General features: G+C 71.3%; 18 protein-coding genes and 1 pseudogene. 12 read left to right on the top strand and 7 right to left on the bottom strand.

Translation table 11 applies throughout. From position 1 onward, the window contains the following. Window positions 1-121: 121 nt before the first annotated feature. Both ABZ370_RS37385 and ABZ370_RS37380 read right to left on the bottom strand, forming a co-directional pair. Window positions 122-1,642 carry a DUF1996 domain-containing protein gene (locus tag ABZ370_RS37385; RefSeq protein WP_358630695.1) on the bottom strand — a complete coding sequence of 507 codons (1,521 nt, stop codon included), beginning with the start codon at window positions 1,640-1,642 and terminating at the stop codon, window positions 122-124. Window positions 1,643-1,662: 20 nt separating this feature from the next. Continuing rightward, entirely contained in the window at window positions 1,663-2,199 is a 537-nt protein-coding gene (locus tag ABZ370_RS37380) for a DUF4142 domain-containing protein (protein WP_358630693.1), read from the bottom strand. Window positions 2,200-3,137: 938 nt separating this feature from the next. Here ABZ370_RS37380 and ABZ370_RS37375 point away from each other — a divergent pair. The 8 genes from ABZ370_RS37375 (at window position 3,138) to ABZ370_RS37340 (ending at window position 12,154) form a co-directional block, all read left to right on the top strand. Then, the gene (locus ABZ370_RS37375) at window positions 3,138-3,731 is read left to right on the top strand and encodes a hypothetical protein (RefSeq protein WP_358630712.1); all 594 of its coding nucleotides are present in this window, start codon (window positions 3,138-3,140) and stop codon (window positions 3,729-3,731) included. Between the two features lie 157 nt (window positions 3,732-3,888). Continuing rightward, entirely contained in the window at window positions 3,889-4,974 is a 1,086-nt protein-coding gene (locus ABZ370_RS37370; protein ID WP_358630691.1) for a substrate-binding domain-containing protein, read from the top strand. 122 nt (window positions 4,975-5,096) lie between these two features. Further along, on the top strand, window positions 5,097-6,443 hold the full coding sequence (locus ABZ370_RS37365; RefSeq protein WP_358630689.1) for a sugar ABC transporter substrate-binding protein: 1,347 nt from the start codon (window positions 5,097-5,099) through the stop codon (window positions 6,441-6,443). 74 nt (window positions 6,444-6,517) lie between these two features. Continuing rightward, window positions 6,518-7,468: a sugar ABC transporter permease gene (locus ABZ370_RS37360; protein WP_358630710.1), complete on the top strand. Its 951-nt coding sequence runs from the start codon at window positions 6,518-6,520 to the stop codon at window positions 7,466-7,468. After that, window positions 7,465-8,352, top strand: coding sequence for a carbohydrate ABC transporter permease (locus tag ABZ370_RS37355; RefSeq protein ID WP_358630687.1), 888 nt, complete (start codon window positions 7,465-7,467; stop codon window positions 8,350-8,352). Before ABZ370_RS37360 ends, ABZ370_RS37355 begins: the two co-directional genes overlap by 4 nt. A gap of 77 nt (window positions 8,353-8,429) precedes the next feature. After that, window positions 8,430-9,410, top strand: a complete 981-nt coding sequence (locus ABZ370_RS37350) for a hydroxyacid dehydrogenase (RefSeq protein WP_358630708.1) — start codon at window positions 8,430-8,432, stop codon at window positions 9,408-9,410. A gap of 45 nt (window positions 9,411-9,455) precedes the next feature. Beyond that, the gene (locus tag ABZ370_RS37345) at window positions 9,456-11,399 is read left to right on the top strand and encodes a DUF2264 domain-containing protein (RefSeq protein WP_358630685.1); all 1,944 of its coding nucleotides are present in this window, start codon (window positions 9,456-9,458) and stop codon (window positions 11,397-11,399) included. Beyond that, a complete protein-coding gene (locus ABZ370_RS37340; protein WP_358630683.1) occupies window positions 11,396-12,154 on the top strand; it encodes a TIM barrel protein in 759 nt (252 codons plus the stop codon). Before ABZ370_RS37345 ends, ABZ370_RS37340 begins: the two co-directional genes overlap by 4 nt. A gap of 42 nt (window positions 12,155-12,196) precedes the next feature. Here the strand turns inward: ABZ370_RS37340 and ABZ370_RS37335 are convergent, their stop codons facing one another. Then, window positions 12,197-12,763 carry a hypothetical protein gene (locus ABZ370_RS37335; protein WP_358630680.1) on the bottom strand — a complete coding sequence of 189 codons (567 nt, stop codon included), beginning with the start codon at window positions 12,761-12,763 and terminating at the stop codon, window positions 12,197-12,199. Window positions 12,764-12,941: 178 nt separating this feature from the next. Here ABZ370_RS37335 and ABZ370_RS37330 point away from each other — a divergent pair, with 178 nt between their 5' ends. Then, a complete protein-coding gene (locus tag ABZ370_RS37330) occupies window positions 12,942-13,928 on the top strand; it encodes a pirin family protein (RefSeq protein ID WP_358630677.1) in 987 nt (328 codons plus the stop codon). A gap of 201 nt (window positions 13,929-14,129) precedes the next feature. Here ABZ370_RS37330 and ABZ370_RS37325 read toward each other — a convergent pair whose 3' ends face one another. From ABZ370_RS37325 to ABZ370_RS37310, 4 genes are all read right to left on the bottom strand, one after another. Continuing rightward, window positions 14,130-14,966: a lysophospholipid acyltransferase family protein gene (locus ABZ370_RS37325; protein ID WP_358630674.1), complete on the bottom strand. Its 837-nt coding sequence runs from the start codon at window positions 14,964-14,966 to the stop codon at window positions 14,130-14,132. Further along, window positions 14,963-15,721 (bottom strand): GNAT family N-acyltransferase, encoded by a 759-nt coding sequence (locus tag ABZ370_RS37320; protein WP_358630672.1) that lies wholly within the window; start codon window positions 15,719-15,721, stop codon window positions 14,963-14,965. Before ABZ370_RS37320 ends, ABZ370_RS37325 begins: the two co-directional genes overlap by 4 nt. A 140-nt stretch (window positions 15,722-15,861) precedes the next feature. Beyond that, on the bottom strand, window positions 15,862-16,539 hold the full coding sequence (gene def / locus ABZ370_RS37315) for a peptide deformylase (RefSeq protein ID WP_358630669.1): 678 nt from the start codon (window positions 16,537-16,539) through the stop codon (window positions 15,862-15,864). A 258-nt stretch (window positions 16,540-16,797) separates the two neighbouring features. Continuing rightward, the gene (locus ABZ370_RS37310; RefSeq protein WP_358630667.1) at window positions 16,798-17,316 is read right to left on the bottom strand and encodes a helix-turn-helix domain-containing protein; all 519 of its coding nucleotides are present in this window, start codon (window positions 17,314-17,316) and stop codon (window positions 16,798-16,800) included. Between the two features lie 38 nt (window positions 17,317-17,354). On the opposite strand from ABZ370_RS37310, the pseudogene ABZ370_RS37305 reads away from it, so the two are divergent. From ABZ370_RS37305 to ABZ370_RS37295, 3 genes and pseudogenes are all read left to right on the top strand, one after another. Then, a pseudogene (locus ABZ370_RS37305) lies at window positions 17,355-17,789 on the top strand (hypothetical protein); the annotation flags it as partial. A gap of 24 nt (window positions 17,790-17,813) precedes the next feature. After that, window positions 17,814-18,173 carry a hypothetical protein gene (locus ABZ370_RS37300; protein ID WP_358630713.1) on the top strand — a complete coding sequence of 120 codons (360 nt, stop codon included), beginning with the start codon at window positions 17,814-17,816 and terminating at the stop codon, window positions 18,171-18,173. 37 nt (window positions 18,174-18,210) lie between these two features. Continuing rightward, window positions 18,211-18,693, top strand: a complete 483-nt coding sequence (locus tag ABZ370_RS37295) for an NUDIX domain-containing protein (RefSeq protein WP_358630664.1) — start codon at window positions 18,211-18,213, stop codon at window positions 18,691-18,693.

Below are 18,693 nucleotides of genomic sequence, written 5' to 3'. Positions count from 1 at the left end.
CGTGCTGGTTTGTGTCGTGGGGGGCGTTCGGCGGGGAGACCGGCCCGGCTTGGTTGTGGGTGATCCGGGGCGCGGGGCGTGCGAGCCGGGGGCGCCCCCCGCGCCTGGTGTTCGCCACTCATCAGGTGCACTGCTGGCCGCTGTTGATGCAGTCCACGGCCTTGCTCATCAGGTCGTCCGGCATCACGTTGACGAAGTCATCGTGATCGGTGATGGGCTTGTGCAACTGCTCGGGGAAGCCGTCCACCGCGAACGGGGTGTCGCCCGGGTTCTCGTAGCTGATGGTGTTCTCCAGCTGCGGGATGGCCTTGAAGCCCTGGGGGCAGGAGCCGTCGTCGTTGGCGTTGGCCACGTGGTCACGGTGGTTGGCGCTGTCCGCGTTCTGACCGTCCCAGCAACCCTGGAAGTCGAAGACGCGCAGCAGGTCGCTGCCCTGGGGGCAGAGCGGGTACTTGTCCGTCAGCTGACGGTCCTCGAAGCCGCTGCAGCTCCAGGCGGCGTTGGCGTTGGCATCACCGTTGGTGAAGGCCTTGGCGTCACCGGTGATGATCCGGAGAAACTTCGGCATGGCCTCGACCTTGCTCTGGGCGTTGCCCTTGAACTCGATCTTGGAGGCCTTGGGGGTCAGGATCGTGCCGACGTTGCCTTCCTGGCCACCGCCGAGCTGGTCGGCGTCGGCCTCGTCCTTGCCGTCCTGGAGACGGACGACCGGCCAGTAGTAGGTCGACTTGTCGCCGTTGGAGCAGGAGGTGCCGGCCTGCTCGAAGGTCTGGTTGTTGGCGAACGCGTCGTTGCCGTCGTTGCCCACGTAGTCGTGCATGTGGTGCGCGCCGTTGGACACACCGGGGGCGACGATGACGTTGTCGCTGTTGCGCAGACCCGCCTCGCCGACGCCGCACTCCGAGGTGAAGGTACCGGTCGAGCCGTCGCCGCCTGCCTGCGGCGCCTTGTCGACGTTCGGCTGCACCTGGGTGATGTCGACAAAGTCGTTCTGCGCGGGGCCGTTGCCCGCCTGGCCGCCGGCGTTGCCGGGCACGTCGTTGGCGCCCTCGCCGCCCTGCTGCTGGCCGCCCTGGTCGCCGCCCTGCTGCTGGTCGCCACCTTGCTGCTGGTCGCCACCCTGCTGGCCTTGCTGCTGACCACCCTGCTGGCCCTGCTGCTGGCCTTGCTGCTGGCCGCCTTGCTGGCCCGCCTGCTGGGCGACCTGCTGCATCTTGCAATCGGTCATGCCCTGCAGCTGGTTCTGCCCGCCGCCCTGGCCCATCGCCTGGCCCATTTGGCTGAGCGTCTGCTGGCGCTGGTCGTTGAGCTTGCTCAGCACGGCGTCGCCGGAGGCCTGGCCCTTGTTCATCTGCTGGTAAGCGGTGGCCACCTGGTTGTCCAGCTCACCGAGGCCCTTGGCGACCTTGGACTGGGAACCCTTCGGCACATCGCTCAGCTTCTGGCTCACATCCGGGCAGCTGATCGTGCCCCCGGCTGATTTGGCTGATACGGCCCCATCTTGAGCGGAAGCGTTCTTGTCACCGCTCGCCGAAGCGTTGGCGGTGATGATTGCCGCCCCGCCGCCGCCCAGTGCCAGTGCGGCGACGATGGCGACCGTTTTGTTCTTGAACCGCCCGCGCTTGTGGGTCTGTTGCCTCATGAGATCACTTCACTTAGTCGTTAGAGGGCGTCGTAGTCGACAAGCCCGGTGTCCTCGAGGACCGTGATGTGGTCGAGAACGATGGTGTTGGCCCTGGTGGCCAGAGACCTGACCATGGAGTTCTTGCTCTGAGCCCGTACCTGCGCCACCAGATTGAACACCTTCCCGTGGGCACTGCGCAGGAATTGCGCGAACAAGCGCTCGAATTCTGCGCTGCTCGGTGCCTGGGACATCTCGTTCAGCCAGCCCTGCTGCTGGTCGTTGGGCTGGGTGGGCAGGCTGACGCCCAGGGCCTGGGCGACCTCGTTCGTACGGCGGTCGAGTTCGGTATGGCCGTCGATGAGGTGTTGGCCCGCGGTCTTGACGGCTTCCGTGGTACCGCGCTCCTTGCCCATGCGTCCAGAGGGAAGTTCCCAGAGCCCGGCGAGCTTGACCTTGCGTACGAAGTCACGGTCGGTCGGCGTGAGGGGTCCGTACTGCGTACTGACCGTACCCCCGCCGTCGTCCGCGACGCCGTTGGGCAGTACCGCGGCGCTGCTCGAGCTGAACAGACTCACGGGGATGAGGATTGCCGCCAGCGTCACGGCGAGCGCACCAATGATGAGCCCGCTGCCGACTGTACGGCTGGATGCCTTGGATCTGCTCAGGATTGCTGATCGCACAGCGCCCTCCTTGCTTCGGAGTGACACCGGACGCTAGTGCCTGGTGTGGCACGGTCGTGGAGACCTCATCACTAGTGAATAAAGCCGGGACAGAGATCTCTGCTTGTTGCTATTCTCCGCGCCCGCGCGTTGAGGCCCCGGGAAAGCGCCTGAATCGCACCTGAATCACCCTTAAGTCCGCCTGCAGTCCACGCCGTTCAAAGTTTTTTCCTCCGCGTTGAGCACGGCGCCGCGGCCGTACGTATGGCAGGGAGAACCCCTCGTCATCACCACGACCGGAAGGGCCCAAGCCGTGCGAGCGACCGCGATGAACCCGACGTCGGTGACCAGTGTTTCGCGGACCGTCCCGGGAAACCGTCCCGCGCGGAAACCGCCGGTGCTGCCATCGGCTTGGAGCCGGACCCCGACGTGGCGGGAGCCCGTGCCCCACGAGCCCGCCGAGGAGGGGACGGGCGCCGCGGTGATCCGGCTGCTCCCGGGCGGCCGGGGTCCGTCCCGGCACGGTGACGACGAGGCGGGCCCTGCCCCCGCTCCTCTCCCCTTTGTACGTCTCTCTTCCAGGCCCAAGTCTGTCCTCTATATGGGGGAGAGCCGTTATAGGGGAGAGGACCGGGTTGGAAGGCCACCCGGCGGACCCGAAGCCGCGTAGACCGGCAGCCCCCGCGGCCGGGTCCGCTGACGGGCCGTCAGCGTCGGTTTCCTGACGTATGACACTATGCCGGAGCGCGGATTCCTCATCTCTGACCTGCTGATACGGCCCACCCGTGGCGCAGGTAGCGTGTGCCCGGTCAGCCGGTCGGGCAGGGTGCAACAAGAGGTGGGACGTGGCCGCCATGCGAGAGACGTTGTCGAAGCGGGTGGCCCAGGCGCGCCAGGAGTTGCCCGGCCACTACGCCCATCTCTTCGACGGACGCCCCGAGGTGGACATCTCCGCCACCGAACTCCGGCCCGAGCAGGCGGTCCAGCTGGCCACCGCGTACGGCTACCGCCACGATCGCACCCGGGGCTCCAAGTCGCTCCGCTACCGCGTCTTCGTTCCGGACCAGGACGCCGGAGCGCTGCGGGAGGCGGTGCCGCCCGGCACCCCCTTCGAGGCGGCCGCCCGGCATCCGGCCTTCCACGGCCGCAGCGCCCGGGCCGCCCGGAACCACGCCGAGATGATCGAGCGGGAGCGCAGCCTGGTCAAGCTGGTCCCGGCCATGGTGGTGGTGTCGTTCGTCGCCGTCTGGCTGGTGGTGCAGCTGATACTGACCGGAAAGCCGGTGCTGCTGGTGCCGGTGGCCTTCTTCGTCTTCCTGGAGATCGCGCTGATCCTGATGCTGCGCGCCGGGCGCCGCAAGCAGCGTGTTCTGGAGGTGCAGGCCGAGTGGCTGATGCGCCGCTACCCCCCTGACGGCTTCCCCGACTGCTTCTCGTCCGGCGTGTGAGCCGGTGGGTGAGTCGGTGTGTGCGTCCGGTGTGTGAGGACGCCCTCGTCGCCGCTGATCGAATGATCGCTACTATGGCGGTGTTCAGCGGATAACGAAAGCCGATCGCGCCGCCGCACGTCCGGCCATACGCGTCCGGCGAGACGGGCGGTAGGACATGCGGGAGCCGGCGCGGAAGCGGCAGGCGCGAATCCGGGGCTTGGTCGAGTCACGGGGGTACGCGCGGATCACCGACCTCGCGGATGAGCTGGGGGTCTCCGTCGTCACCGTACGGCGGGACGTCGAGGAGCTGGCCCAGCGCGGCGAGGTGCGCCGCGGTCACGGGGTGGCCCGCTCGCTGCAGCCGATGGCCGAGGAGTCCACCGCCACCGGCGACACCGTCGGCATGGTGGTCCCGGAGCGCAACACCTATCTGACCGAGGCCGTGCAGGCGGCCCGGGAGGCCGCCGAGAAGGCGGGGCTGCGGCTCGCGCTGCACATCGCGGCCGACGAGGACGACGCGGAGCGCACGGCGGTGCGCTCCGCGCTGGAGGCGGGGGCTCGCGGGCTGCTGCTCTCGCCGCACTGGCGCACGGCGGCCGAGGCGGCGCGGGATCATTCCTGGCTGCGCGCCCTGGACGTCCCCGTGGTGCTGCTGGAGCGCCGTCCCGAGCGCGGCAGCTCCCTCTACGGGCTGGACTGTGTGCGCTCGGACCACGCCTACGGAGTGCATCTGGCGCTGGGGCATCTGACCTCCCTCGGCCACCGGCGCGTCGTGCTGGCCGCGCGCGACGACAGCCCGACGGCCAGGGTGATCCGGACGGAGTTCGCCGGGCAGACGGCGGCCCTGGGGATCGGCGAGGGCTGTACGGCCATCCTCAGCTCGCGCACCGCGGGCCCCGACCCGCGCGCCGCCGATCCGCGGGCGGTCGACCTGGCGGAGACGCTGCGCCGGACCGGGGCCACCGCGGCGCTGATCCATAGCGACATGGACGCGCTGGTGCTGGTCCAGCGGCTGCGGGAGGCCGGGGTCGAGGTGCCGCGGGACTGCTCGGTGGTCGCGTACAACGACGTGGTGGCCGACATGGGCCAGATCGCGCTCACCGCCGTCGCCCCGCCCAAGGCGGAGGTCGGCCGGGCCGCCCTCGGGCTGCTGCTCCGGCAGCTCGACCGTGCCCGGGAGGGCCGGTGGCCGGGGGCCGCCCGTCATCTGGAGCTGCTGCCCGGCCTGGTGGTCCGGGACTCGACGGCCCCACTGACGTGAGGGCGATGCGCCTGATCGTTTGACCGCTTTAGTTTCTTCTGTTCGATGTATTGACGGTATTTCCGTCAAGCGATCAGGATTCCCCCTGACTCCACCGCTCCACCGCGAACAGGGGAGGGTCCATGCCTGGTCACAGACGCCCAGGACGCCCGGCTACCGGACGCCGGGCGACAGCCGGAACAACGGCACTGCTCACACTGCTCGCCCTCCTGCTGACCGGCTGCTCCGGTGGCGGAGCGAACACCGCCAAGGACGGCCCCGTCCACCTCACCTTCTGGTCCGCGCTGCGCGGCAGCCAGGAGGTGGTGGACGAGTTCAACCGCACCCACACCGACATCAAGGTCGACTTCGCCCAGGTCCCCTCGGGGGAGCAGGGCGGCTGGGCCAAGCTCAGCAACGCCGCCCGCGCGGGCAACGCCCCCGACGTGGCCACCGTCGAATACCCCCAGCTGCCCAGCTTCACGATCGACGGGGTGCCCCGGGACATCAGCAAGCTGCTGCCCGACTCGGTGCGCCGCAAGATCCTGCCGCAGGCGCTGGACCTCACCACCTTCGACGGGCGCACCTATGCCGTACCGGTGGACATCGAGCCGATGGTCTTCCTGTACCGCAAGGACATCTTCACCAAGAACCACATCCCGGTCCCCAAGACCTGGGCGGAGTTCGAGAGTTCGGCCCGCGAGCTGAAGAAGGCCGAGCCCCGGTCGCGGATCGCCAGCCTCTTCACCACCGGCGGCACCCTCTACCTGGCCGCGTACGCCTGGCAGGCCGGGGGCCAGTGGTACGAGACCGACGACGACACCTGGCGCGTCTCCATGGACGACGCGCCCACCCGCAAGGTCGCCGCCTACTGGCAGCGCCTGATGGACGACGACCTGGTGCGCGCCGAGCCCGGGTCCAGCCAGCAGTGGCGGGCCCATCTGCGCAGCGGTGAGACGGCCGGTTATCTGGCGGGCGCCTGGGCCGCGGGCTCCATGATGGCGTCCACCCCCACCGGCAAGGGCAAATGGGCCATCGCGCCGGTGCCGCAGTGGGACCCGGCCAAGCCGAAGGTGAGCACCCAGGGCGGCTCGACCTTCATGGTCACCAAGGACAGCGACCATCCCAAGGAGGCCATGGAGTTCATCTCCTGGATGGTCACCAGCCCCGACGCCCTGCGGGCCAAGCTCGCCAGCGGTGTCAGCAGCGCCTTCCCGTCGGTGCCCGGTCTGGTCCCGGTCGCCCGCAAGGAGATGGACACCAGCTACTACTCCGGCCAGGACATCTTCGGCCTCTTCGATCAACAGGCCAAGCAGATCACCCCCACCTGGAAGTGGGGGCCGCGGATGGTGTCGACGACCACCTCCGGTGACGACGGGCTCGCCAAGGCCGGGGCCGGCAGCGGCAGCGTCCTGGAGGCCCTGCGCGAGGCCCAGAGCAAGACGATGCCCGATCTGAAGAGCCTCGGCCTGTCGGTCACCACCCGCTGAACCCCGTCAGCCGCGCTGTGTCTCCCTGTGGCTTCCCCCTTTCACCGTGAGCCGAGGTATCCGTGAGTACCGTCATCTCTTCAAAACCGGCGGCACCGCCACCGGCGGCCGCCGCCGAACCGCCCTCCAGAGCCGGACGGCGCCAGCAGCGGATCGCCGCCGCCGTCCTGCTGACCCCGTTCACGGCACTGCTCGTCGCCGTGTTCCTGGTCCCCGTCGGCTACGCCATCTACCTCAGCTTCTTCGGCGAGGACCATGAGGGGCTCGGCTTCGGCGGCGGGCGTACGGTCTTCACCGGACTGCGCAGCTACCTCGCGGTGCTCCAGGACCCCAGCTTCCTCACCGGGTTCGGCACCATCGCCCTGTACTGCGTGATCTTCGTTCCGCTCGTGGTCCTCGGCGCGCTGGCGATCGCCCTGCTGCTCGACTCGGGCCTGGTCCGGCTACGGCGTACCGCGCAGATGCTGCTCTACTTGCCGCACGCCGTCCCCGGCATCATCGCGGCCGTCCTGTGGCTGTACCTCTACACCCCCGGGCTCAGCCCGATCATCAAGGTCTTCGCCCAGGCCGACATCACCATCGACTTCCTCGGGCTGCACACCGTGCTCCCGTCGATCGTCAACATCGCCCTGTGGAGCGGGCTCGGCTACAACATGATCATCTTCTACGCGGCGCTCCAGGCGCTGCCGCGCGAGGTGATCGAGGCCGCGACCATCGACGGCGCCGGTGGCATCCGCACCGCGCTCCAGGTCAAGGTGCCCATCATCCGGGGTTCCCTGGTGATGGTGTGCATGTTCTCCCTGATCGGCGCGTTGCAGCTGTTCACCGAGCCGATGCTGATGAACCAGGCCACCCCGATGGTCAACTCCCGCTTCACCCCCAACATGTACATCTACGACGCGGCCTTCCGCCGCAACAACTACGGACTCGCCTCCGCGGCCTCGGTCATCCTGCTCGTCGTCACCTGCGCCCTGTCGTACGCCGTGACGCGCTGGTCGGGCCGCCGGGAACGGAGCGCGCGATGACCACGACCACCCCGACCAGCACCGTCCGTACCCCCAGAGCCGGTGGCCGCTCCCGGCTGACCAGCCGCGGCGTGGCCAACGCGGTCGTCCTGATCGCGGCCCTCTACACCATGCTGCCCGCCCTGTGGCTGGTGCTGGCGTCCACCAAGAACGCCGACGCCCTCTTCGGCAGCGACATCCTCTCCTTCGGCAACTTCTCCTTCGCGAGCAACCTCTCCGACCTGTTCTCCATGGACGGCGGGCTCTACGGCGAGTGGTACGTCAACAGCCTGCTGTACGCGGTCGTCGGCGCCCTGACCGGCTCCCTGATCAGCGTCGCCGCGGGCTACGCGTTCGACAAGTACGAGTTCCGGCACAAGGAGAAGCTGTTCGCCCTGGTCCTCACGGGCGTCATGGTGCCGCCCACCGTCCTCGCCCTGCCGCTGTACCTGGTGGCCTCCGGCGTCGGCATGGTGAACACCTTCTGGGCGGTCTTCATCCCCGTCCTCTTCAACCCGTTCGGCGTGTACCTGGCCCGCCTGCTCAGCAGCGGCTACGTACCGAACGAGGTGCTGGAGGCGTCCCGGGTCGACGGCGCGGGCGAGCTGCAGACGTATGTGCGCGTCAGCCTGCGCATGCTCGGCCCCGGATTCGTGACCGTGTTCCTGTTCCAGCTCACGGCCATCTGGAACAACTTCTTCCTGCCCATGGTGATGCTGTCCGACCAGCACCTGTATCCGCTCAGCCTCGGCCTCTACACCTGGAACAGCTCCGCCACCGTATCGCCCGAGTACTACCCGCTGGTCGTCATCGGCTCGCTGCTCGCCGTCGTACCGCTGATCGTGGCGTTCGTGATGCTGCAGCGCTACTGGAAGTCCGGACTGACCGCAGGGAGCGTCAAGTGATCGCACCGCAGCAACCGCAGCAGCAACCGCAAACGCAGCAGCCGCCGTCCCGCCCTCGGCCGCGCGCCGCCCTGGCCATGGCGGAGCGCAGCGCCCGCCAGGTGCTCGGCTCCGGCGCGCTGGACCGGCTCACCGCACTCCTCGACCTCGAACCGGACCTCGTCCTCGACGACTTCACCACCCCTGCCGCGCGCCGCGTCCTCGCCGACACCGAACTCCTCGTCACCGGCTGGGGCTGCCCGCCGCTGGACCACCGGGCCCTGGACGCCGCGCCCAGGCTGCGCGCCGTCGTCCACACCGCCGGGACGGTACGCCACCACATCACCGACGCCTGCTGGGAGCGCGGTATCGCGGTCTCCTCGGCGGCCGCGGCCAACGCCGTACCCGTCGCCGAATACACCCTCGCCATGATCCTGCTCTCCAACAAGCGCGTCCTGGGCATGGCCCGCGACTACCGCGCCGAACGGGGCACCGTCGACTGGAGCGCACGTTACCCGGAGGCGGGCAACTACCGCAGAACGGTCGGCATCCTCAGCGCCTCGGAAATCGGCCGCCGGGTGATCGCACTGCTGGAGCCGTACGACCTCGACGTCCAGCTGTACGACCCGTATGTGACGGCCCAAGACGCCCGGGAGCTGGGCGTACGCCAGGTGGGGCTGCGGGAGCTGTTCGCCACCAGCGACATCGTCAGCGTCCACACCCCGCTGCTGCCCGCCACCCGCGGCCTGGTCGACCGGGAGCTGCTGGCCGCCATGCCGGACGGCGCCACCCTGATCAACACCGCGCGGGGGGCGGTGCTGGACCAGGCGGCGCTGACCGACGAGGTGGTGGCGGGGCGCCTCCACGCGGTCCTCGACGTCACCGTGCCGGAGGTCCTTCCGGCCGAGTCGCCGCTGTACACCTGCGACAACGTGCTCCTCACCCCGCATATCGCCGGGTCCAAGAGCGGTGAGCTGCGGCGCCTGGCCGACCTCGCGATCGGCGAGGTCGAAAACTACGTAGCGGGCCGGGACTTCGCGCATCCCGTACTCCACGAACAGCTGGACCGCTCCGCGTAACCGCCCCGCCGCACGGCCGCCCCGGACAAGGAGACACACCCCCACATGTTCGTACTCGACCTCCCCGAAGACGACCGCTCCCTCAGCCCGCACACCGGATACACCCGCGCCCACTGGGAAGCCGCCGCCGACGGACTGCTGGGGGCCGCGCTCCGCTTCGCCACCCCCCACCACGCGCTGCTCGACCTGCCGGGGCCGCCGTCCCAGTCCGGTGTCCGCTCCGACGGGCTCGAAGGGTTCGCCCGCACCTTCCTGCTCGCCGCGTTCCGCACGGCGGGCGCCTACGGCAAGGACCCGCACGGCTTCCTGGCGCGCTACACCGAGGGCATCGAACGCGGTACCCGCACCCCCGGGCGCGACGACGCCGAGTCCTGGCCGCTGATCGGACACCACGGGGTGCAGGGCCAGCCGATGGTGGAGTCCGCGTCCATCGCCCTCGGGCTGCGCCTGACCGCGCCGTGGACCTGGGAGGCGCTGACGCCGGGCGCCCGGGACCGCACCGAGGAGTGGCTGCGCGGCGCGCTGCGCCACGCGCCCGCGCCCAACAACTGGTACCTCTTCCAGCTCACCGTCGCCGGTTTCCTCGAATCCGTCGGACGGGGCGACGCCGAAACCGCCCGCGCCATCGACCGCGCGCTCGGCCTGCTCGACGGCTGGTACCAGGGGCAGGGCTGGTACTCCGACGGCGACGGACGCGCCTTCGACCACTACAACGGCTGGGCGCTGCACATGTATCCGCTGCTGCACGCCCAGCTCGCCGAGGACCGCGCCGTCCTGGACCGGCTCGGCCCCCGGTTGGAAGAGTTCCTCGACGGCTTCGCCCTGCTCTTCGACGCGAACGGCGCCCCCATCCACCACGGGCGCTCCCTCACCTACCGCTTCGCCGCCGGGGCCGCCGTGGCGCTCGGCGCGCTCACCGGCCACACCCCGCTCGCGCCCGGCACCACCCGCCGCCTGCTCAGCGGCGCACTCCGCCACTTCCTCGACCGCGGCGCGCTCACCGCGGACGGCACCCTCGGCCTCGGCTGGTACGGGCCGCATCTGCCGACCGTGCAGCGCTACTCCGGACCCGCCTCGCCCTACTGGGCGTCGAAGGGCTTCCTCGGTCTGCTGCTCCCGTCCGACCACCCCGTGTGGACCGCCCCCGAGGACGCCGCCCCGGCCGAGGGTCCCGACCGGGCGCTCGCGCTGCCCGCCCCCGGGCTGCTCGTCCAGACCACCGCGAGCGACGGCCTGGCGCGGCTGCACAACCACGGCAGCTGCAAGGTGCGTCCCTGGGAGGCGGAACGGCCACCCGCCGAACCCCTCTACGGGCGGCTCGCCTACTCCACCCGCACCGGCCCCACCAGCGCCGACAACATCCCCGACAACCACATCGCGCTCCGGATGCGCGGTGTGCGCAGCGACCGGCTGCGCATCCAGCCGCTCGCCGCGGGCCCCGGCTGGCTGGCGTCCTCCCATACCCCGCTCTTCCCAGCGGGCGGTCCGGTCCTGCCCGCGGCGCGGCTGGACAGCCTGACCTTGGTGCGTGGCAGGCTCGAACTGCGGGTCCACCGCACCGTGAACATCCCCGCCGGGACCACGGTCCACCACACCGGCTGGGCCATCGCGCTGCCCCCGGGCACGGCCACCGAGACCGACGCGACCGACGGCGCCCCCGAGGTGTCCCTCGCCGGGGCGGAGGTCACCGGCCAGCTCCTGGGCCTGCACGGCTGGGACACCTCCCGTACGGTACGGGCGCCCCGGGGCACCGCGTACGGGCCCTGGGCCCTGGTCCCCGAACTGACCGGCACCGTCGGCGAGGACCCGGACGGCACCCTCTTCGCCGCGCTCGCCTCGCTCACCGGCGACCCCGCACCGGCGCCGCTCACCGGGCTCGCCGATGTCGAGGTCGGTGGACACACTGTCACCGTGCGCTGGCCGGACGGCACCCGTACCGTCGTGGACTTCGGCGACGGGGCCCCCACGGTGCGGGAGGAGACCGCGTGAGCCGGCTGGGCATCTGCTCGGTCACCCTCCGCCACCTCGACCCGGCCGGGGTGATCTCCGCCGTGGCCGGTGCGGGTCTGGAGTGCGTCGAGTGGGGTGGCGACGTCCATGTACCCCCGGGGGAGGAGGCCGTGGCCCGGGCGGTGCGCGAGGCCACTGTGGACGCGGGGCTCGCCGTCGCCTCGTACGGCTCGTACTACCGCGCCGGGCACACCGACCCGGGGGAGTTCGACGCCGTGCTGCGCTCGGCTGTGGCCCTCGGGGCGCCCCGGGTGCGGATCTGGGCGGGCGCCACGGGCACCGACGCGACACCGCCCGAACAGCGCCGGGCGGTGGTCGAGGACACCCGGCGCGTCGCGGCGCTCGCGGCGGACGCGGGCGTGGAACTCGCCTACGAGTTCCACCGCAACACCCTCACCGACGGCGCCGCCCACACCCTGCGACTGCTCGACGAGGTCGACCGCGCCGAGGTGCGCACCTACTGGCAGCCGCCGGTCGACCTGCCCGACGCGGAGGCGCTGACCGGGCTCGATGTGCTCGGCGGCCGGGTCGCCGCCGTCCACGCCTTCTCGTGGTGGCCCGGCACCACCCGGCTGCCGCTGACCGCGCGCGCCCCGCTGTGGCGCCGCGCGTTCGAGCGGCTGAGCACCGAGAGCGCCGCGCCCCTGGACGTGCTGCTGGAGTTCGTCCCCGGGGACGACGAGCGGCTGCTGCCGAGGGAGGCGGCGACGCTCCGGGCCCTCGCCGCCGTGTGAGCGGTCGTGACGCACGCGTCCTCGCGCCGGGTGCGGGCGGGGTCAGCCCGTGCCCGGCGAGGACGACGCGCCGGATGAGGAGGCCGCACCCGGCGAGGACGCCGACCCCGGTGCGGAGCCGAACGCGCCGCTCTCCTCGATGGTGCCGCCGAACTCGCCCCGGAGGGTCTTCATGTTCTTCGTCGGGGACGACGACAGCGCCCAGCGGTTGCCGACCAGATAGACCCCGCCGTACATCTGCGCGGTCTCCAGCCAGTCGCGCTGCGCCTTCATGCTGATGAAGTCGAGGAAGAGGAACTTCCCCTTGGAGTTGGTGCAGACCGCCTGCCGGTAGTCGTCCACCTTGGTGGTGAAGTCCGGTTCGCAGTCGACGGACTTCGCCAGCTGCTCCACCCGCGCGGGCTTGGCCGCAGGACTCGCGTCGCCGCCCGGCCGCGCCGTCGCGCCGCTGTCGCCCTTGCCGCCCGTCGCGCCGCCCGTCCTGGCGTCCGCCGAACCGCTGCCGTCGCCGCAGCCGGCGGCCAGCAGCACGCTCGCCACCGCCAGCACCGGCGCGATGCGCCGGCCGGGGCGGCGCCGCGTTATGACCGGGTGGGGTGAAGCTTCCATCGGGCTCCCTCTCGTTCTGGTTCGGCCGACGCGTGAGGTACGCACCGGTGCGTACCTCACGCCCGGAGGTACGGACGGGCGGAACCGGTTGTTCAGCGTGCCGCACACCGACGTGCGGGAATGCACCGAGATGGTTTAGCGTTCAACCAGACATCGCATCCGCAGGGAGGAGAGCATCATGCCCGCCATCACCGTCGACAGCACCGTGCAACTGCCCCACGTCCCCGCCCCCGATCCGCAGACCGTCCCGCCGCGCCCGGTCCGCTCGGTGTCCGGCTCCCCGAAGGGCTTCGAGGGAGAGGGCTTCCCGGTGTACCGGGCCTTCGCCGGGGCCTCGCTGCGCGATCTCGACCCGTTCATCCACATGGACCAGATGGGCGAGGTGGAGTACGCGCCGGGCGAGCCCAAGGGCACGCCCTGGCATCCGCACCGCGGCTTCGAGACCGTCACCTACATCATCGACGGCCAGATGGAGCACCAGGACTCCAACGGCGGCGGAGGGCTGATCGCCGACGGCGCCACACAGTGGATGACCGCCGGTGGCGGCATCCTGCACATCGAGACGCCCCCGGAGCACCTGGTGGTCTCCGGCGGTCTGTTCCACGGCATCCAGCTGTGGGTGAACCTGCCCCGCGCCAACAAGTGGAACCCGCCGCAGTACCAGTCCATCGAGGGCTCGCAGGCCGCGCTGCTCTCCTCGCCGGACGGCGGGGCGCTGGTGCGCGTCATCGCCGGTGACGTGGCCGGACACCAGGGGCCGGGCGGCACCTTCACCCCGATCACCATGATCCACGCGACCCTCGGCCCGGGCGCCCGGCTCGACCTGCCCTGGCGCCCCGACTTCAACGCGCTCGTCTACTCCCTGTCCGGACGCGGCACGGTGGGCGCCGAACAGCGCCCGCTGGACGCGCACGAGCTGGCCGTCTTCGGTGAGGGCGGTTCGCTGAGCGTCGCCGCCACCGAGCGCCCGGACAGCCGCACCCCCAACCTCGACGTGCTGATCCTCGGCGGCCTCCCGATCCGCGAGCCCGTCGCGCACTACGGCCCGTTCGTGATGAACACCAAGGCCGAGATCGCCCAGGCGGTCGAGGACTTCCAGAGCGGCCGCCTCGGCGTGATCCCCGCCGGGAGGATTCCGCACACCGGCGGTGAGGAGGGGAACTGAGCACGGTGCCCGGGGCGGGCCGGACACCGTACGTTATCTGTCAGCTGATACCTGTCGGCTGTTAGCTGATACCTGTCAGCTGGTACCTGTCGTCCGTCATCTGTCGTCCGTCATCTGTCGTCCGTCGCCTGACATCCGGCGTCTGACATCCGGCATCTGATACCTGCCGGTTGTCAGTCGCCGGATGTCAGCCGTCAGTCGTCAGCCGTGAACGGACAGCTGCGCGCCGCACACCGTCGCCTGTGCCCGGGCGGCCAGGGTGCGCCGGTCGTCGGTCCCGGGCGCGGGCCGCAGCGGCTGGTGCGTACGCACCCGCACCGTGAGCCCGGTGGCACCGGCCACCCGGCGCAGTGAGCTGCCGAAGTCGTCCTCGCCGACGAAGGCGGCCACCGTGGTCGGCGCGCCGTGCTGGACGTAGTCCAGCGACACCGGCCGCACCGGGGCGCCCGCGTCCAGGGCCGCCTGGAAAGTGGCCCGCCGGAAGCTGCCGCCTGTCCCGGCGCACCAGGTGACGCCCTGCGGGAAGACCATCACCGACTGGCCGGACCGCAGCCGGTCCGCCATCTCCCCTATGCTGACGGGCAGTTGGCGCAGGGAGTCGCGGTCGATGAACATCGTGCCCGCCCGCTTCGCCAGCGGACCGACCACCGGCCAGCCGCCCACCTCCCGCTTGGCCAGCATGGCCACCGGTTCGACGGCCTGCAGCGCGATGATGTCGAGCCAGGAGATGTGGTTCGCCACTACCAGGGTGCCGGTGCCGCCCGGAGCGCTGAGCGAGCGGTCGCCCGCCACCTCCAGCCGGATGTCCAGCGCGTCCAGCATCGACGCGGCCGTCGAGCGCAGCGCCTCCGGGTCGGCGATGCGCTCGCCCCGGAGCAGCGCGCGCACCATCGCCCGGCTGAACGCCGCGTAACGGCGGGCCATCCGGGTGGCGGGCAGCCGCTCCGCGGCGTGCGACACACAGCGGGGGGAGCAGGGCGACCAGGCCGCCCACGCGTGTGCCGGAAGGTTCGCGTTGACGCTCACCGGCACGGTCACCGGGGCTCGCCGAGGAAGTAGCGGCGGTAGCGGTCGTTCATCCGCTCCGTGTCCAGGAGGACGAAGAAGTCGGCGTCGTTGAAGCTCCGGTCGTGCTGCGGGGAGCCGCACATCCAGGCGCCGACCCGCAGGTAGCCGCGGAGCAGCGGCGGCAGTTCGGAGTAGCTGGGCCGGGCGTCCAGCGTCTGCGTCGGAACCCACGGGTCGAGCGGGTGGACCCGCAGCTCGGGCGGGGCGGCGTGCTTGGTGGTGCCCAGCAGCCAGGCGTTCGCGGCGGCCTGCTCGCCGTCGCCGAGCGGGACCGAGGCGCAGCCCGCGAGGTAGCGGTGGCCGGACAGCAGGACGTAGCGGGCGAGACCGGCCCACATCAGGTTGATCACCGCGCCGGTGCGGTGATCGGGGTGCACACAGGCCCGGCCCGCCTCGACCATCGAGGAGCGCACCTCCTCGGGAAGCCCCCGCAGATCGAACTCGGTGTCCGAGTAGAGCCGCTCGCTGCGCCCCGGGGGCAGCAGCCGGTAGGTGCCGACCACGGTGCCCGTCGAGGTGTCGGTGACGATCAGGTGGTCCATGACGTCGTCGAACTCGTCCACGTCACGGCCGGGGAAGGGGGAGTTCAGTACCCCTCCCCGTTCTTCGCCGAACACCTGGTAGCGCAGCCGCTGCGCGGCGTGGATCTGCTCCTCGGTATGTGCGATGGAGGTGACGTACGAGCTCGTGGGGGCCGCAGCCGGGGACGTCGTGAGCACGGACATTCCTGTTCTCCGTTCAGGGGACCGTCAGGAGCGGTGACGGCACCACTGTCGCTCCGGCTCCGAACGGCACAGTGTCCGCGTGGTGATTCGACGACTGCCAGCCGATGACGAAAACATGCCACAGGCCGATCGCGGAGGTGTTATGGGGTGCCCTGGGTTCCTTCGCGCCCATGCGGCCCGTGGTTTCCGGGGAGGGGGAAACCCAGCGCCCGGGCCGCGGCGGTCGGGGTGGGCTGCGACCAGTGGTCGGCGACAGCCTGGGCGGACGAGAGGGAGCGGGTTTCGGCCAGATCCACATAGAGCACGCCGTCCAGGTGGTCCGTCTCGTGCTGGACGATCCGGGCGGGCCATCCGGTGAACTCCTCGTCCACCGCGCGCCCCGTCTCGTCCTGCCCGCGCAGCCGGACCCGCTCGGGCCGACTGACCACGGCCTGCCAGCCGGGGACGCTCAGACACCCCTCGAAGAAGGCGGCCCGGGCGTCGCCGAGCGGTTCGTAGGACGGGTTCACCAGCACCCGGTACGGCTGCGGCACCCGGCCGCGCGCCTCGCGCACCTCGGACGCCACCTCGGCCGGGTCCTCGATCACCGCGATCCGCAGCGGCACACCGATCTGCGGTGCGGCCAGCCCCACCCCCGGTGCGTTGTGCATGGTCTCGCGCATCGCCCCCAGCAGCCGGTCCAGCTGGTCGTCGGACAGCTGGCCGTCGTAGGGGAGGGCGGGTTGGCGCAGGACGGCGACGCCCGCGGAGACGATGGGGACCGGACGGCAGCCGTCGAGCAGCTCTTCGACCAGCTCGGGCAGGGGAGTGGTGGACATGGGGACAGCCTGGCAAGGAGGGCCCGGCGGGGGCAATCCACCGGGCGGGCCGCGGTGTGCGGAACGGGAGCCTCCGTCCGATGCTCACGATCGGACAAAGGGTGAACGCGGCGCGGACGCGCTCCGTACCCGCACTTGAGCCGCCGGGGAATCCCACGCCTCCGCGGCTCGTCCGGGTCCTCCCGAGACTCGGTTCGCTGCCGCTCCGCGGTGTCTCTCCCCGTTGTACACGGCGGAGCGGCAGCCCCCGGCCAATCGTCACTCCGCCTCGCGCGAGGGTTCGCGCGAGGCGAGCAGCGGGCCCAGGACCCGGGTGCCGGGGCCGGTGTGGCCGCCGGGGCCCGGGAGCTGGGTGGTGTTGTCCACGGTCAGCGGATCGCCGCAGTGCGCGCACGCGGTGACGGGGTTGGTGTCCCGGCCGCAGGTCAGATGGCGGATGCGGGCCGGTGCCCCGGTCGTACCGGCACACCAGCGGTCGCCCCAGTTCATCAGCGCCAGCAGCACCGGGTACAGCTCCTCACCCTTCTCGGTCGCGCGGTAGTGCTCGCGCGGCGGCCGCTCCTGGTAGCGCTCCTTGACCAGGACGCCCTCCTCGACCAGCCGGGCCAGCCGGGCCGCCAGCACCTTGCGGGAGATGCCGAGGTCATGGGCGAGGTCGTCGAACCGGCTGACCCCGGTCAATACGTCCCGCATGATCAGCGCGGTCCACGCGTCGCCGAACAGATCGGTGGCGCGGGCGATCGAGCAGGCCACGTCGGCGAGCGGAGTACGGGTCATGTCCCGACCTTATCCGAGTTCCCTCGGGGAACCCGTGGGTGTTAAGTTCCTTCAGGGAACCCGACCCGCCCCTGAGGAGAGAAGACGATGGCCGCCGCCCCGCGCATCGAGCCGGACACAGATTCGCCCGAGGCCGTCGACGGCCGCCAGATCAGGGCCGTCGCCTTCCAGGAGTGCCGCATGGCGTACGTCCGCACCACCCTCGCGGCCGTCGGCCGCACCGCGGCAGGGCGCCGGGCCCTGGTCGTGGGCAGCGGCCGCGGGCTGCTGGCGCGGGGACTGGCCGGGCTCGGCTTCGACGTCACCGCCGTCGACCCGTCCGCCGCCGCCACCCGCATCGCCCGCGAGACGCACCCGTACGGCCACCCCGCCGTCGCCTACCGGACCGCGCCCGACGGGAAGCTGGGCCTGCGGTCGCCTCGTTCGACCTCGCCTACTACGCGGACACCTTCGAGATCACCCCCGATCTCGACCGGGCGCAGGCCGAGGCCGCCCGCGTGCTGCGCCCCGGCGGTGTCCTCGTCTACGACAGCGTCAACCGCACCCCGCTGTCCCGGCTCGTCTACCTCGGCGCCTTCCAGCGCCTCCCGCTCACCCGGATCATGCCCGCCGGCCGCTACACCGCGGCCCGGCTGCGCACCCCCGCCGAACTGGCCGCCGCGCTCGACCGGCACGGCCTGCGCAACGAGGACATCTGCGACTTCCGCCCCCGGGACCCGCGCGGCCTCGTCAAGGCCACCATCGCCCGCCGCCGCGGCCGGATCACCGACGAGCAGATCCCCCCGATGGCCGGTTTCGTACTGGCCCCGGACGCCCGGCCGCGGGTCACCTACCTCGGATACGCCCTCAAGGCCTGAACGCGGCAGCCCGCGCGTTCCGGCGCACACTGGCACTGTGACGGGAAAACGCAGCGCCGGGATTCTGCTGTACCGCGAGGCGGGCCCGGCCGCCGAGGTTCTGCTGGGTCATATGGGCGGGCCGTTCTGGGCCGCCCGGGACGAGCACGCGTGGTCCGTGCCCAAGGGCGAGTACGAGGGGGACGAGCTTCCCGAGGCCGCCGCGCGGCGCGAGTTCCAGGAGGAGCTGGGGCTACCGCCGCCCGCGGGCGACCTCCGTCCGCTGGGCACCGTCCGGCAGACCGGCGGCAAGCTGGTCACCGTCTGGGCCCTGGCGGGCGACCTCGACCCGGAGCGGATCACCCCCGGCACGTTCGCCATGGAATGGCCGCGCGGGTCCGGCCGCACACAAGAGTTCCCCGAGCTCGACCGGGTCGCCTGGCTGGACCTCGACCGGGCCCGTACGAAGATCATCGCGAAGCAGCAGATCTTCCTCGACCGGCTCGGCGAACTCCTGGGCGGGGCGGCCGGGACACGCTGA

The sequence above is a fragment of the Streptomyces sp. NPDC005962 genome (assembly GCF_040629205.1).
Classification (GTDB): domain Bacteria; phylum Actinomycetota; class Actinomycetes; order Streptomycetales; family Streptomycetaceae; genus Streptomyces.
This window is presented reverse-complemented; position numbering and strand designations above follow the sequence as displayed.